This window comes from Arthrobacter sp. 05T420 (assembly GCF_056396305.1).
Map to the genome: position 1 here is coordinate 143,527 of NZ_JBFTLG010000002.1, position 12,533 is coordinate 156,059.

A 12,533-nucleotide genomic window follows, 5' to 3' on the forward strand; every position below is an offset into this window, starting at 1 on the left:
GGGGCGGGGCCTGGTTGGCACCACCTGGCGACCGCAGGTTTTCCGCTTCCCAGGCCCGATATCCTGCTACGTTATCCGCCGATCGGTCAGGCACCAACCCGGCCGACCCTGTGCCCTGTGGATAACCTGTGCACTAGTGCCAGATGCTTGTGCACAGTCTGTGGGTAGAGCTGTGGATAGAAAAAAAGTTGGACCCGAAATCCGTTCTTGACCTGCGGAAACATTGGATTCATCTTGTGGACACAAAACATTTTCCGCCAAGCTTCATCCACAGCCTGCACCTTACGGCTGGGGATACACCGCGGCGCCGGAGGCCACATTTGCCGCCCGATGTGCGCATTTCGTGACCGGACTCATGCCACCACGCCGAATTGACGCCGGCCGCGGCGCACTGTATGCGAGGCGCGGAACATGCTGTGGATAACGGCAATCTGGCATAAGCTCTAATCATGGGCGATGTACTGCTAGTCATGTTGCCTGCCCTGATTCTGGCGGCAGTGCTCTGGGCGGTGACCACGGCCCTGAAGCCGCGGAATTTCGGCATCTCCGACGCCGAGCGCTACCAGCGGGAACTGGCGGTGAAGTCCCTGGCCCACTACGCGGCGCAGGTTCAGGCTGCCGAGGCCGCCCGGGCCCGGGTTGAAGCGACCACGCGTCCCAGCCAAAACTCCCAGCAGCAGTCGCAGCAGGCCGACAACGCCCGTTCCGCCCTGCTTGCCCGGATCGGGTCCGCTCCCACACGGACGCGCCACGGCCGCGAGGACGCCCTGCTCGCCGTCGGACACCTGAGTCCCCAACTCCTCCTGCAACTCCAGTCACTGGCCCGAGACGGCCAGAAGACGAAGGCCGCCCGGCTGCTGCGGGAGTCGACCCACACGGACTTCAAGACCGCAAAGAATTACGTAGATCGGCTGTAGCACATGGACTCCATGCTCATTCCCGTACTGATCCTGGTGCTCGTGGCCGCCGGCGTGCTGATGGTGGTCCGCGCCTGGAGCCGCCGCGGCGATCGCCCCAGGCCTGCCCCCATGCCGCAGCCGGGCCCTGACTCGGCGGAGCTGGCGCGTGCGGCGGCGGCAAGGCTCACCCAGGAGCAGCACCGGCAGCTGTATGCCCTGATCGCGCAGGGGCAGGCGATGGCAGCCATCAAGGTGTACCTCGAGGCCACGGGCGAGGGCCTCCGGGCGTCCCGCGACGCTGTCGCGGCACTGGCGGAGCACCCCCAGCCGTTCCGCGCCCCGGAGGCGGCACCGGAGCCCGTTCCGGACGAGGACGACGTGCCACAGCGGTTCGCGTACCGCTACCGCGCGATCGCCAGCAAAGGTGATGTCACGCGCGAGGTGAGCAGCAACATGCTCAACGACGAGATCTACGGCAGGATCCGCACCCTGGCCAAGAGCGGCGACACCGAGGCGGCGGCGACAGCCCTGACCCGCCACTCGGATATTTCCATGAAGCAGGCCAGGGAATTCATCGCACTGCTCAGCGACTGAGCACAGGCGGCCCGGGCTCCCTTCGGACTTCCCGGGGGCCTGCCCGGCGCGCTCCGCACGGCAAGCCCGGAATCCGCAGGCCTAGAAGTCGAACAGGTCCCCCAGCCAGCCTTCCTTCTTCTTGGGACGGCGGCGGTCATCGTAACGCGGCGGCTGATACCCCGACTGTTCAGGGCGCGACTGTACTGTGCGCGACTGTTCAGGGCGCGACTGTTCAGGGCGGGGACGGTCGCGGCGCTCATCGTACCTAGGGTCGTCATAGCGGCGGTCGTCGGGGCGCCGTTCATCCCGGCGCGGGTCGAGGTTGTACAGCGGCGGCGGAATGTGTGCCGCAGGTGGGAACGCGGTCGGCGGCTGCGGGGCGGCGGGGGCGGCTGCCGCCGGGACCAGGGACTCCGCCGCACGGTCGATGATCTTGTCCAGCTCCCCCCGGTCCAACCACACTCCACGGCATTGGGGGCAGTAGTCGATCTCCACACCGCTGCGTTCACTCATCATCAGGTCAATAGAATCCACGGGACACTTCATGTCCCGTGCAACGAGCGGGCCGCCGAAAAGGTTCGGGCGGCCCTGCAGGCTCGGAAGGCCCGGCTGCCTCTACCGCTGGCCGCTGATCCCGGCGAGGAGCTGCTCAAACGGCAGGGATTCCAGCGCGGCCGGCTTCTGCTGCGGCCCTGAGTCCCGGAGCAGGCCGACGAACTCCCCCGCTGCCCGGTCTACGCGAACCGAGAGCGGCGAGCCGCCGTCGTCGTCGTTGTTTCCCCAGTCCTGCGGTCCGGCGAAGACCGCGGTGGCGGCGATCCGGGTGCGCAGGTAGGTGAAGAGCGGCCGCATCGCGAAGTCCAGCACCATCTGGTGCCGGTCCGTGCCGGCGGTGGCCCCGAGCAGAACGGCCTTGCCTTCCAGCGCCTTGGGATCGAGCACGTCGAAGAAGGACTTGAAAAGCCCGCTGTAGGAGGCGCTGAACACGGGGCTGACGGCGATCAGGCCGTCAGAGGCCTCGACGCCGGCGATCACTTCGGCCAGCCGGGGAGCCGCATAGCCGGTCACGAAGTTGTTGGCGATGTCCACGGCGAGGTCCCGCAGCTCCACAACCTCGATGTCCACGGCGTAGCCGGCCGCGGCGAGCTGCCGTTCGGCCGATGCCGCCAGCTGGTCCGCCAGCAGGCGGCTCGACGAGGGGACGCCGAGTCCGGCGGAGATAACGGTGATACGGCGGGTTTCCACGAGGTGCTCCTAAGTTGATCCTGGTCAGCAACGCCTTTACATGCGTTTGCATCTACTTCTAGAAGCGGCGGGTACATGGATTTATTCCCGGGCCCTCGCGTTGCCTGACAGGAGTGCCGCGCTCTGCCAGACTGCCCTCATGGCTGAAAACAAGACGCAGGCAACCGGCGCGTCGGTGGAGGAGTTCCTGACGGCCGTCGAGCATCCTGTCCGGCGCGGGGACGGCTTCCGGCTTCTGGCGCTGATGTCCGCAATCACAGGGGAACCGGCGCAAATGTGGGGTCCGACGATTGTGGGCTTCGGCCGCTATCACTACAAGTACGCGAGCGGCAGGGAGGGCGACACGGCAGCGGTCGGATTCTCCCCCAGGAAAGCCAGCCTGTCGCTCTACGGCCTCACGAACGGGCCGGAGGCCGCCGATCTGCTCTGCAGGCTGGGCAAGCACAAGCTCAGCACCGGGTGCCTGTACGTCACCAAGCTCGACGACGTCGACGAGGCTGTGCTGGCGGAACTGATCCGGCTCGGCTACCGGCATGTCACCACGGAGCTGCACCACGGCTAGGGGGAACCCTCCGCCAAAGCAACGCGGGGTCACTTACGGCCCATGACGTCGCCCACCATGGACCGCAAGTGACCCCGCGTTGTGGTTAAAAGCAGAAGGCCCCCGCCTCCGGTCCCTCAGAGGGATCCGGAGGCGGGGGCCTTCCAGCAGTTCAGGACTGCAGCCGGTGAGGGCTACTTGCCTGCGACTACGTCGAGTTCGATCACAGCGGAAACGTCGTCGTGCAGACGGACGTTTGCCTGGTAGGAACCGGTCGACTTGATGTGTGCCGGCAGTTCAACCTTGCGCTTGTCGATGCGGCCCAGGCCAGCGGCCTCAACAGCGTCGGCGACGTCGCCCTGCTTGACGGTGCCGAACAGGCGGCCGGTTGCGCCAGCCTTGACGATCAGCTTGACCGGCTTGGCGGAGAGTGCAGCGGCCTGCTTCTGAGCGTCTTCCAGGGAAGCGTGCTCGCGGGCAACGCGAGCAGCCTTGATGGACTCAACCTGCTTCTCGCCACCCTTGGACCAGGTCAGAGCGAAGTTGCGGGGCAGCAGGTAGTTACGTGCGTAACCGTCCTTGACCTCGACAACATCGCCAGCAGCACCGAGACCGGTTACTTCGTGGGTCAGAATGAGCTTTGCCATGTTAGTTAATCCCTTCCTTAGCCGCGGCCAGCGCCGGAGTAAGGCAGCAGAGCAACTTCGCGGGCGTTCTTGATTGCCTGGGCGATCTTGCGCTGTTCCTGCACCGTGACGCCAGTGACGCGACGGGCGCGGATCTTTCCGCGGTCGGAGATGAACTTGCGCAGCAATGCTACGTCCTTGTAGTCGATGACAGTGATGTCAGCGGCCTTCAAGGGGTTGGACTTTGGTTTGGGCTTACGGAGTTCAGCCTTAGCCATCGTGGAGCTCCTATTCGATGGAGCCCGTGGATATTGATCCACGGGATGGTGGTGATCCGGCGCGGTCTGCACCCGGCCGCCTTGCGGCGTCCACGCGGTTTTCGTCGCCGGACCTTAGATGTTGTTTAGAAGGGAGGTTCGGAATCCGGGCCGTTGCCCCAGCCGCCGCCCGCATTGCTGACCCCGGGCGTGGCCCACGGGTCTTCCTGCGCGGCGGGCTGGTTGCCGCCCCATGTTCCGCCGGTGTTGCCGCCCTGGCTTGCACCCTGGCCGCCACCGAAGCCACCGCCGCTGTTGCCGCCGCCGAAGCCACCCTGTCCACCCTGACCGCCGGAGCGCTGGGTGCGGTTGACCTTGGCATTGGCGTAGCGCAGGCTCGGGCCGATTTCATCGACCTCGAGCTCGATAACGGTGCGCTTCTCGCCTTCTTTTGTTTCGTAGGAACGGCTCTTCAAGCGGCCGGAGACAATCACGCGCATGCCCTTGGTCAGGGATTCGGCGACGTTTTCGGCTGCTTCGCGCCAGACCGACGCGCGGAGGAACAGGGTTTCCCCGTCCTTCCACTCATTGGACTGCCGGTCGAAGGTGCGGGGAGTAGACGCGATGGTGAAATTCGCTACAGCCGAACCGGACGGTGTGAACCTGAGTTCGGGGTCATTGGTGAGGTTACCGACAACCGTGATAGTGGTTTCGCCTGCCATCTACTGCCTCCTTGTGCGTTCCTGCGGGGATGAAGATTGAAGGTTGGTTGCTGAATTACTCAGCAACAACTTTCTGCTCTTCGGGGCGGGTGATCTTGGTGCGCATGATGGTCTCGTTGAGACTCAGCTGGCGGTCAAGTTCTTTGGCGGTAGCCGGCTCAGAGGTGAAGTTCACCACGGCGTAGATACCTTCGGACTTCTTCTGGATTTCGTAAGCCAGGCGACGACGGCCCCAGATGTCAACCTTTTCGATGGTTCCACCATCGTTGGTGATGACGTTCAGGAACTTCTGAAGCGACGGCTCAACGGCACGCTCTTCGACCTCGGGGTCGATGATTACCATCAATTCGTAAGGACGCATATGTGAACCCACCTCCTTTGGGCTAAGCGGTTACGGCATTTCCGTAACAGGAGGTTCATTTGCGGTGCCATGCAATGCCCGGCCGCCGGAACGGAGGCAGGGCGCAGCACAGACTTCAATAGCTTAGTGCATCCGCACCGGTTTCGGCGATTCCGTGCCCCCACCGTACGGCCCTGTGGCCGGGCCCGGAAGAGTTCCGGAGGGGCATGTGGATAACCCTTGCGGGGGAGTTGCCGCCGTCGGCATGCCATGATCAGGGAATGAACACCGGATCCGCGCACCGACGTGCCGTGCGCACCAGAAAGAGCCGCCTTCGCTTCGCCGTCATGCTGCTGGCGGGACTGCTTGCCGCAACGGCGGCCGGCCTGGCCGGGCACTGGGTGCAGGCTCCTACAATCGGCTGGTGCGCGACTGCCCTGACCTACATCGTGTGGGTCTGGCTGGTCATCGGCCGCCTCGATCCGGCGGACACACGGCTGCACGCCACAGCGGAAGATCCGTCCCGGAGCACCACGGACCTGCTCATCCTCGCCGCAAATGTGGCGAGCCTGGCAGCGGCGGGAGCGGTCATCGTGGATTCCCACAACAACACCGACATCGCGTCCCGGATCGGGGGCGGCCTGCTCGCGGTGGTCTCGGTGGCATTGTCCTGGACGCTGGTCCAGACGCTGTTCACGCTGCGCTATGCGGAGCTGTACTACGGCACGGGCCGGAAGGCGGGCTCCTCGGTGGGCGGCATCGACTTCAACCAGAGCCGGCCGCCGCAGTACACCGACTTCGCCTACCTGGCCACAAGCCTTGGCATGACGTACCAGGTTTCGGACACCGCCCTGAAGAACCATGGCATCCGGGCAGAGGCGCTCAAGCACAGCCTGCTGTCCTACCTCTTTGGGACAATCATCCTGGCTACCACCATCAACCTCGTGGTCGGGGTCGCCGCGTAGTCCGCACCGGGACCTTACGCCGCCGTCCGGAAAAACGTCCGCGTCACCGTGGCCAGCCGGTGCGGGTCCTGGACTCCGCAGAGCTCGCGCGCCGAGTGCATCGAGAGCAGGGGCACACCGACGTCGACCGTCCGGATTCCCAGCCGGGTGGCGGTCAGCGGGCCGATCGTCGAGCCGCACGGCATCACGTTGTTGGAGACGAATTCCTGGTACGGAATCCCGGCGTCGGTGCACAGCCGCGCCCAGAGGGCGGCCCCGGCGGCGTCGGTCGCGTAGCGCTGGTTGGCATTGATCTTCAGCAGCGGCCCGCCGTTGAGTACCGGCCGGTTGGCGGGATCGTGCCGCTCCGGATAGTTCGGGTGCACGGCATGGCCCGCGTCCGCCGAGACGCAGAAGGACGCCGCAAAGGCCTGCCGCCGCTGGCTTGCCGAGGCGCCGAGCCCGTCGGAGATCCGCACGAGGACGTCCTCAAGGATGGGCCCGCACGCGCCGGAGCGGGACGCTGACCCGATTTCCTCGTGGTCGAAGGCGGCCAGCACGGCGATCGGCGCGCCGTCCGCCGGCGGCGCTGCGGCGTGGGCGATCAGCGCGGTGAGCCCGGCGTGCGTCGCGGAGAGGTTGTCGAGCCGGCCGGAGGCGAAGAATTCGCCCCGCGCGCCGAACACCGCGGGGGCCTGGGTGTCCGCGATGACGACGTCGTACCCGCCGATCTGCGCCGGATCCACCGCGGCACCGGTAACCCTGTCCGCGAGGAGCCCGAGCAGGTCCTCGCCTGCGGGATCGCCCTGGCCATAGACAGGATTCATGTGCTGCTGTTTGTCCAGGACCAGGCCCTCATTGACGGCTCGGTCCAGGTGGATGGCGAGCTGCGGGAAGCGCAGCAGCGGGCCTGTGGCCGTGAGGTGCTGTGTGCCGTCGCGCATGACGAGCCGGCCGGCGAGTTGGAGTTCGCGGTCCAGCCAGGAGTTCAGGAGGGGTCCGCCGTAGACCTCGACGCCGGCCTGCAGCCAGCCGAATTTGCCTGTTGTGGGCTTCGGCTTGAGTTTGAAGGACGGCGAGTCTGTGTGGGCGCCGAGGATGTTGAAGCCAGTGGTCGGTCCGGCACCTGTTGGCACCACCCAGGCGATGAGGGCGCCGTCGCGGATCACATAGAACTTGCCGGCCGCGGCGGCCTGCGACTTCGGCCAGGCGTGCAGTTCGTCCAGGCCCGTGAAGCCCGCCGCGTCCAGGCGGCGCGCGGCTTCGTGGACGGCGTGAAAGCTCGACGGCGACGCGCTGACGTACGCGCCGAGGTCCTGGATGTGCTCTTCGGCAGTGCTCGGTGTTGGCATGGCTCCGAGTCTAGCCCGGCACGCAGGGGGCCCCGGGCGGCCGGGCTTGGGCCGGGCGCCGGGGTTGGGCCGGGCGCCGGGGTTGACGGGGGCCTGGGCTAGACGGGGACGTTGAGACCGGCGGCGTAGCCCGCGGTTACCGAGCCGCTCATCGCGGCGAGCTGGTAGATCCCGCCGTCGTCGCCGAAGACGTTGTCGGATTTCAGTGTGGTGCGGGGAAAATTCTGCGCACTGGATTCGTAGCCGGCCGTCGCGTAGACCTCTTTGCACGCCGCCTCGGTCAGCGCAATCTGGGACACCGCCAGGATCTGGCCGGCCGCCGTCGCATTGCTCATGGACTCGAACACTTCGAAGTGGATGTGCGGCCAGCGGCCGCTGTAGGCGCCGGGGTAAACGGTCTTGAACGTGACCTGCCCGTTGGCGTCGGCCTCCTGGACGCCGCGCAGGTAGTTCTCATTCTGGAGCCCGGAATCGTACATGGAGTATCTTCCCTCGCGGTCACAGTGCCAGGTGTAGACGGCGGCGCCCGCCAGCGGGGTGCAGGTCATGGTTGGGGTGCGGCTCGTGCGGGGGCTGGGGCCTCTTTGTCATGATCCCATCGAACCCGGCAGCGCCATGGGCTGGCTAGTCCCTTCCTGTGAAGCGGCTGTGCCTGTGAATCGACTGTGCCTTGGCTGGACATGCCCTCGCCTCGGCCTGAACTGCTCCCCGGCAAATGGACATGTCCCCCGTGTCCCACGGGCACGCCCATCTCTCGCGCCCAGGGATGGACACAAGGCCACTATGTCCACTGGTCGGCGCCGGGACTGGACATGTCCCGCATGCCCCACGGACCGGCAATCCCGCGTGCACCCTGGAATGGACATGTCCCGCGTGCCCCACGGACCGGCAATCCCGCGTGCACCCTGGAATGGACATGTCCCGCATGCCCCACGGACCGGCGCTCCCACCCGCCCCCGGGAACGGACATGTCCCGTGGACTCCGCGGACCAGCACTCCCGCCTTCACACCGTAATGGACATGTCCCCTTTTGCCCCCGGAGCGGCACCCCATGCGCAAGCGGGACTGGACATGTCCCGCGATCCCCGTGGACATGCCCGCCCTTGGGCCGAGCGATGGACATAATGCCACTATGTCCAGTGGTGGGAGCCAAGGGAGGGCATGTCCGGTGGTCTGGACCGCTGGAACCTAGGAGATCTTTCCGGCGCCCACCGTTGCGTCCCCGGCAGGAGTCTCGGCGGCACCTGCTGCGGGAACGATGGCCTTGGAGCCGTTGCTGCGGTAGCGGAACACGCCGATCCCCACCACGACGGCGGCCAGGGCCAGCGAGAGCAGGAGCGATTCCCGTGTGGATTCCAGAATCACCATGCCGATCAGCAGGGCCACGATGCTGACGATTGACAGCCAGGTCAGGTACGGGAAGAGCCACATTTTCAGCTGGAGGTCCTTGGCGGCGGCGCCCATGCGGCGGCGCAGGATCAGCTGGGACGACGCAATCACGAGCCACACGAACAGCGCGATGGCGCCGGAGGTGTTGACCAGGAACAGGAAGACCGTGTCCGGGGCAATGTAGTTCAGGCCGACGGTGACGAAGCCGACCACCGTGGAGGCCAGCACGGCCGCTGCGGGCACGCCGCGCTTGGAAATCCGCATCCATGACTTGGGGGCGTCGCCGCGGCGGGACAGCGAGAACAGCATGCGGCTGGCGGTGTAGAGGCCCGAGTTCAGGCAGGAGAGCACCGAGGTCAGCACCACAATGTCCATGATGGTTCCGGCGCCGGGGATGCCGAAGAGTTCGATGACCGCAACGTAGGGGCTCTTGGCGACGGAGGCGGAGTTCCAGGGCAGCAGCGTGACCACGATGGCGATGGAGCCGATGTAGAAGACGAGGATGCGCCAGACCGTGGACTTCACGGCCTTCTTGACGGCGTCGACCGGGTTCTCGGACTCGCCGGCGGCGATGGTGGCAATTTCCGCCCCGAAGAAGGAGAACACGACCACGAGGATGCCGGCCAGGACGGCGCCGGGGCCGTTGGGCATGAACCCGCCGTTGCCGATCAGGTTGTCCAGGCCGGGCGCCGGAACGCCGGGGACGAGGCCGAGGATCGCGGCAGCGCCGAAGAGCAGGAAGAGCACGATTGCCGCGACCTTGATGGAAGCGAACCAAAACTCGAACTCGCCGTACGACTTCACGGACCCTAGGTTGGTCAACGTCAGCAGCACCATGAGGACAAGGGCCCACACCCACTGGTCAATGCCGGGGACCCAGCGGTGCATGATCGCAGCCCCGGCCGTGGCCTCGATGCCGAGGACAATGATCCAGAACCATGCGTACAGCCAGCCGATGCTGAACCCGGCCCAGCGGCCCAGGGCCTTGTCCGCGTAGGTGGAAAAAGACCCGGTTTCCGGGTTGGCCGCAGCCATCTCACCCAACATCCGCATGACGAGGATGACGACGAGACCCGCCGCGGCGTAGGCAACCAGGATGCCCGGGCCGGCCTGCTGGATCGCCGCACCCGAACCGACAAACAGTCCGGCGCCGATCACGCCGGCGATGGCGATCATGGACAGGTGCCTGGGTTTCAGGGATTTTGAGAGCTGCTGGTCAGCGGGCATGGAAGCGCCGTCCTTCGTGGGGGGTTCAGGCCCGCTCTTTGCCGGCACGGAATCGAATCCATGCTGTGCGGCGGACCACAGTGTCGTTTCACACTAGACCGCCCGGCGCACGCTCCGTCTTGTGCAATCCCACAAATGACGACCGGCCGGACCGGGCCATTCCCCAACAGAAGGGCCTCCAAGGCAACCAAAGTTGCCCTATTGGCAATTCGGCAATGTGCCTGAAACCACTGCTTCAGGCACTACCCACCCCTAGCCGGTCCGCACCGCCGGGAGGCAGCCCCTGTCAGTAGTCCGCGTTGCTCGGTACCACCAGGCCGGTCTCGTAGGCGTACACGACGGCCTGGACCCGGTCGCGGAGGTGGAGTTTGGTGAGGATCCGGCGCACGTGGGTCTTGACTGTGGCCTCCGACAGGAAGTACCTGTGCGCGATTTCTGCGTTGGAGAGCCCCTCCGCCAGCGCTCCGAGCATCTCGTTTTCGCGGGGCGTCAGGTCCTCCAGCAAAGGATCCCTCGCCGGGCGCGCCGGGCTGCCGGCCGGCTGGCCGCCGCCGTCCGGCCCGGCGCGCCGGCTGCCGCCGTCGGGGTCTGTTCCGGCAGGATCCATGCCGGCTCCGGCGCCGCGGACATAGGTCTCCAGCAGCCGCTGTGTAACGCGCGGGGCCACGACGGCGTCGCCGCTGGCCACCACCCGCACCGCGCTGATCAGGTCCGCCGGGGCCACGTCTTTGAGCAGAAACGCCGAGGCCCCGGCCCGCAGCCCGGCAAAGGCGTATTCATCGAGGTCAAAGGTGGTCAGGATGATGATCTTGGCCTCCGAACCCGAGGCGGCGATGGCCCGGGTGGCCTCGATCCCGTCCAGCACCGGCATCCGAACATCCATCAGGACGACGTCGGGCGCGAGTTCCCTGACGTGGCGGACCGCCTCGGCACCATTGGACGCCTCGCCCACGATGCACAAATCGTCTTCGCCCTCCAGGATCAGCCGGAAGCCCATCCGAAGCAGCGGCTGGTCATCCACCAGCAGAACGCGTACCGGCTCTTTGTCGAGCATTGTTCCCCCCTGTGTCCGTGGCATTCTCGCCATTGCAATTCAGTTCCGCGTGCACGCGCCAGCCGCGCTCACCCGCGCGCCCGGCGTGCACGGTGCCGGCGTAAATCCTGGCCCGCTCACGCATCCCGGCAATTCCGTGCCCGCTGCCGAAGGTATCCAGTGCATCGGGCTTCGCCTGTGCGCCGGCGCCGGGACTGCCGGAGTCAACGGTGCCCCTGCCGTCGTCGACCACTTCAATGGTGACCCGGGAACCGTTGCGGACAATGCTGACGTCCACGCGGCTGAGCGCACGGCCGTAGCGCAGCACATTGGTCAGCGACTCCTGCACGATCCTGTACACGGTCAGCTGGAACGCCGCATCGCCGGGCAGCGACGGGCCTGTGTGCGTGTAATGCAGCGGCAGTCCCGCGGTGCGGAAGCCCTCCAGCAGTGTGGCCAGGCTGCCTGCGGCCACCAGCGGCTCGCGCGGGGCTTGTCCGGTGGCGGCGTCCTCGCGCAGCACGCCAAGGACGCGCCGCATGTCGGCCAGCGCGGTGCGTCCTGTCCGGGAGAGTTCGGCCAGGACGCCGGCGGCGCGCGCCGGATCCTTCTTGACCACAACGGCGGCGCCGTCCGACAGGCTGATCATGACCGTCAGCGAGTGCGCCACGACGTCGTGCATTTCGCGTGCGATCCGGTTCCGTTCCGTGACCGAACCGAGTTGCTGGGCCCGGGCGGCCCAGGCGGCGATCTCGTGCTCGTGCTCGCGGCGCTGCCGCACCGAGATTCCGATCCCCGTAGCGATCACGTTGGAGAGCGTGATGCCGATGCCGGCCGCGATGCTTGTGAGCAGCTGGAAATTCTCCGGCGTGCGGACCGCCATGTCCGGCAGCCGCCCGTCCAGCGGGCCGACGGCCAGCATAAAGTACAGGAGCAGAAGCGGGGCGGTGGTCAGGGCCAGCGCCGCAAGGGCGAACCGCCGCGAGCGGACCACCGCGACGGCGTACAGCGAAAACCAGAGCCCGGCGGAGACATTGGATCCCCACGGATGCAGGAAGGTGACGGCCAGTTCCAGTGCCCCGACGGCCACCGCCACCTGCACGGGATAGGCCCGGCGGAAGAGCAGCACCGGCGCGGCCGCGGCGAGCAGTACGGCCACCGGCCAGTCGCCGTGCAGGATCGACTCGACCGCCGTGGGCGTGACCAGGACCAGGTAGCAGAGCGCCACCAGCACATCCATGACCCGCGGATTGGCCAGCAGGTAGCGCCGGAACCGGCCGCGGCGGCGGGCGGTGAGTTCGGCGAGGGACGCGTCGGCCGGACCGGCCGACGCGTCCCTTACAGGTACTGCATCGATCATGCTTTGAGCCTAGACGCCGGGC

General features: G+C 66.6%; 15 protein-coding genes and 1 pseudogene. 5 read left to right on the forward strand and 11 right to left on the reverse strand.

All coding sequences use genetic code 11. From position 1 onward, the window contains the following. Positions 1 to 449 precede the first annotated feature (449 nt). Together AC1DEM_RS02990 and AC1DEM_RS02995 are read left to right on the forward strand one after the other, a co-directional pair. Positions 450 to 917 carry a hypothetical protein gene (locus tag AC1DEM_RS02990; RefSeq protein WP_476883044.1) on the forward strand — a complete coding sequence of 156 codons (468 nt, stop codon included), beginning with the start codon at positions 450 to 452 and terminating at the stop codon, positions 915 to 917. Positions 918 to 920: 3 nt separating this feature from the next. Further along, positions 921 to 1,493: a hypothetical protein gene (locus AC1DEM_RS02995; RefSeq protein WP_476883045.1), complete on the forward strand. Its 573-nt coding sequence runs from the start codon at positions 921 to 923 to the stop codon at positions 1,491 to 1,493. A gap of 81 nt (positions 1,494 to 1,574) precedes the next feature. Here the strand turns inward: AC1DEM_RS02995 and AC1DEM_RS03000 are convergent, their stop codons facing one another. Then, a complete protein-coding gene (locus AC1DEM_RS03000; RefSeq protein ID WP_476883046.1) occupies positions 1,575 to 2,009 on the reverse strand; it encodes a TFIIB-type zinc ribbon-containing protein in 435 nt (144 codons plus the stop codon). Here AC1DEM_RS03000 and AC1DEM_RS03005 point away from each other — a divergent pair. After that, entirely contained in the window at positions 1,947 to 2,171 is a 225-nt protein-coding gene (locus AC1DEM_RS03005; protein ID WP_476883047.1) for a hypothetical protein, read from the forward strand. The genes AC1DEM_RS03000 and AC1DEM_RS03005 overlap by 63 nt on opposite strands. Here the strand turns inward: AC1DEM_RS03005 and AC1DEM_RS03010 are convergent. Then, positions 2,091 to 2,720, reverse strand: a complete 630-nt coding sequence (locus AC1DEM_RS03010; RefSeq protein ID WP_476883048.1) for an FMN reductase — start codon at positions 2,718 to 2,720, stop codon at positions 2,091 to 2,093. The genes AC1DEM_RS03005 and AC1DEM_RS03010 overlap by 81 nt on opposite strands. A 139-nt stretch (positions 2,721 to 2,859) precedes the next feature. Between AC1DEM_RS03010 and AC1DEM_RS03015 the strand changes: the two genes are divergently transcribed. After that, the gene (locus AC1DEM_RS03015) at positions 2,860 to 3,282 is read left to right on the forward strand and encodes a DUF1801 domain-containing protein (RefSeq protein WP_476883049.1); all 423 of its coding nucleotides are present in this window, start codon (positions 2,860 to 2,862) and stop codon (positions 3,280 to 3,282) included. 173 nt (positions 3,283 to 3,455) lie between these two features. Here AC1DEM_RS03015 and rplI read toward each other — a convergent pair whose 3' ends face one another. The 4 genes from rplI to rpsF all read right to left on the reverse strand — a co-directional run bounded on the left by rplI (position 3,456) and on the right by rpsF (position 5,227). After that, positions 3,456 to 3,908, reverse strand: a complete 453-nt coding sequence (gene rplI, locus AC1DEM_RS03020; RefSeq protein ID WP_091560672.1) for a 50S ribosomal protein L9 — start codon at positions 3,906 to 3,908, stop codon at positions 3,456 to 3,458. A 17-nt stretch (positions 3,909 to 3,925) separates the two neighbouring features. Then, complete coding sequence (gene rpsR / locus AC1DEM_RS03025; protein WP_003800144.1) at positions 3,926 to 4,165, reverse strand: 30S ribosomal protein S18; 240 nt, start codon at positions 4,163 to 4,165, stop codon at positions 3,926 to 3,928. A 125-nt stretch (positions 4,166 to 4,290) separates the two neighbouring features. Continuing rightward, the gene (locus AC1DEM_RS03030) at positions 4,291 to 4,866 is read right to left on the reverse strand and encodes a single-stranded DNA-binding protein (RefSeq protein WP_277524846.1); all 576 of its coding nucleotides are present in this window, start codon (positions 4,864 to 4,866) and stop codon (positions 4,291 to 4,293) included. 55 nt (positions 4,867 to 4,921) lie between these two features. After that, positions 4,922 to 5,227, reverse strand: a complete 306-nt coding sequence (rpsF, locus tag AC1DEM_RS03035; protein ID WP_090582123.1) for a 30S ribosomal protein S6 — start codon at positions 5,225 to 5,227, stop codon at positions 4,922 to 4,924. Between the two features lie 260 nt (positions 5,228 to 5,487). Here rpsF and AC1DEM_RS03040 point away from each other — a divergent pair, with 260 nt between their 5' ends. Then, positions 5,488 to 6,171 carry a DUF1345 domain-containing protein gene (locus AC1DEM_RS03040; protein ID WP_476883050.1) on the forward strand — a complete coding sequence of 228 codons (684 nt, stop codon included), beginning with the start codon at positions 5,488 to 5,490 and terminating at the stop codon, positions 6,169 to 6,171. Between the two features lie 14 nt (positions 6,172 to 6,185). Here the strand turns inward: AC1DEM_RS03040 and AC1DEM_RS03045 are convergent, their stop codons facing one another. From AC1DEM_RS03045 to AC1DEM_RS03065, 5 genes and pseudogenes are all read right to left on the reverse strand, one after another. After that, positions 6,186 to 7,502, reverse strand: a complete 1,317-nt coding sequence (locus tag AC1DEM_RS03045; protein WP_476883051.1) for a M18 family aminopeptidase — start codon at positions 7,500 to 7,502, stop codon at positions 6,186 to 6,188. A 98-nt stretch (positions 7,503 to 7,600) separates the two neighbouring features. Continuing rightward, a pseudogene (locus AC1DEM_RS03050) lies at positions 7,601 to 8,044 on the reverse strand (dioxygenase family protein); the annotation flags it as partial. Positions 8,045 to 8,690: 646 nt separating this feature from the next. Then, on the reverse strand, positions 8,691 to 10,118 hold the full coding sequence (locus AC1DEM_RS03055) for an amino acid permease (RefSeq protein WP_476883052.1): 1,428 nt from the start codon (positions 10,116 to 10,118) through the stop codon (positions 8,691 to 8,693). Positions 10,119 to 10,404: 286 nt separating this feature from the next. Further along, positions 10,405 to 11,172, reverse strand: a complete 768-nt coding sequence (locus AC1DEM_RS03060; protein WP_476883053.1) for a response regulator — start codon at positions 11,170 to 11,172, stop codon at positions 10,405 to 10,407. Next, a complete protein-coding gene (locus AC1DEM_RS03065) occupies positions 11,132 to 12,511 on the reverse strand; it encodes a sensor histidine kinase (protein ID WP_476883054.1) in 1,380 nt (459 codons plus the stop codon). Before AC1DEM_RS03065 ends, AC1DEM_RS03060 begins: the two co-directional genes overlap by 41 nt. Positions 12,512 to 12,533: the final 22 nt, after the last annotated feature.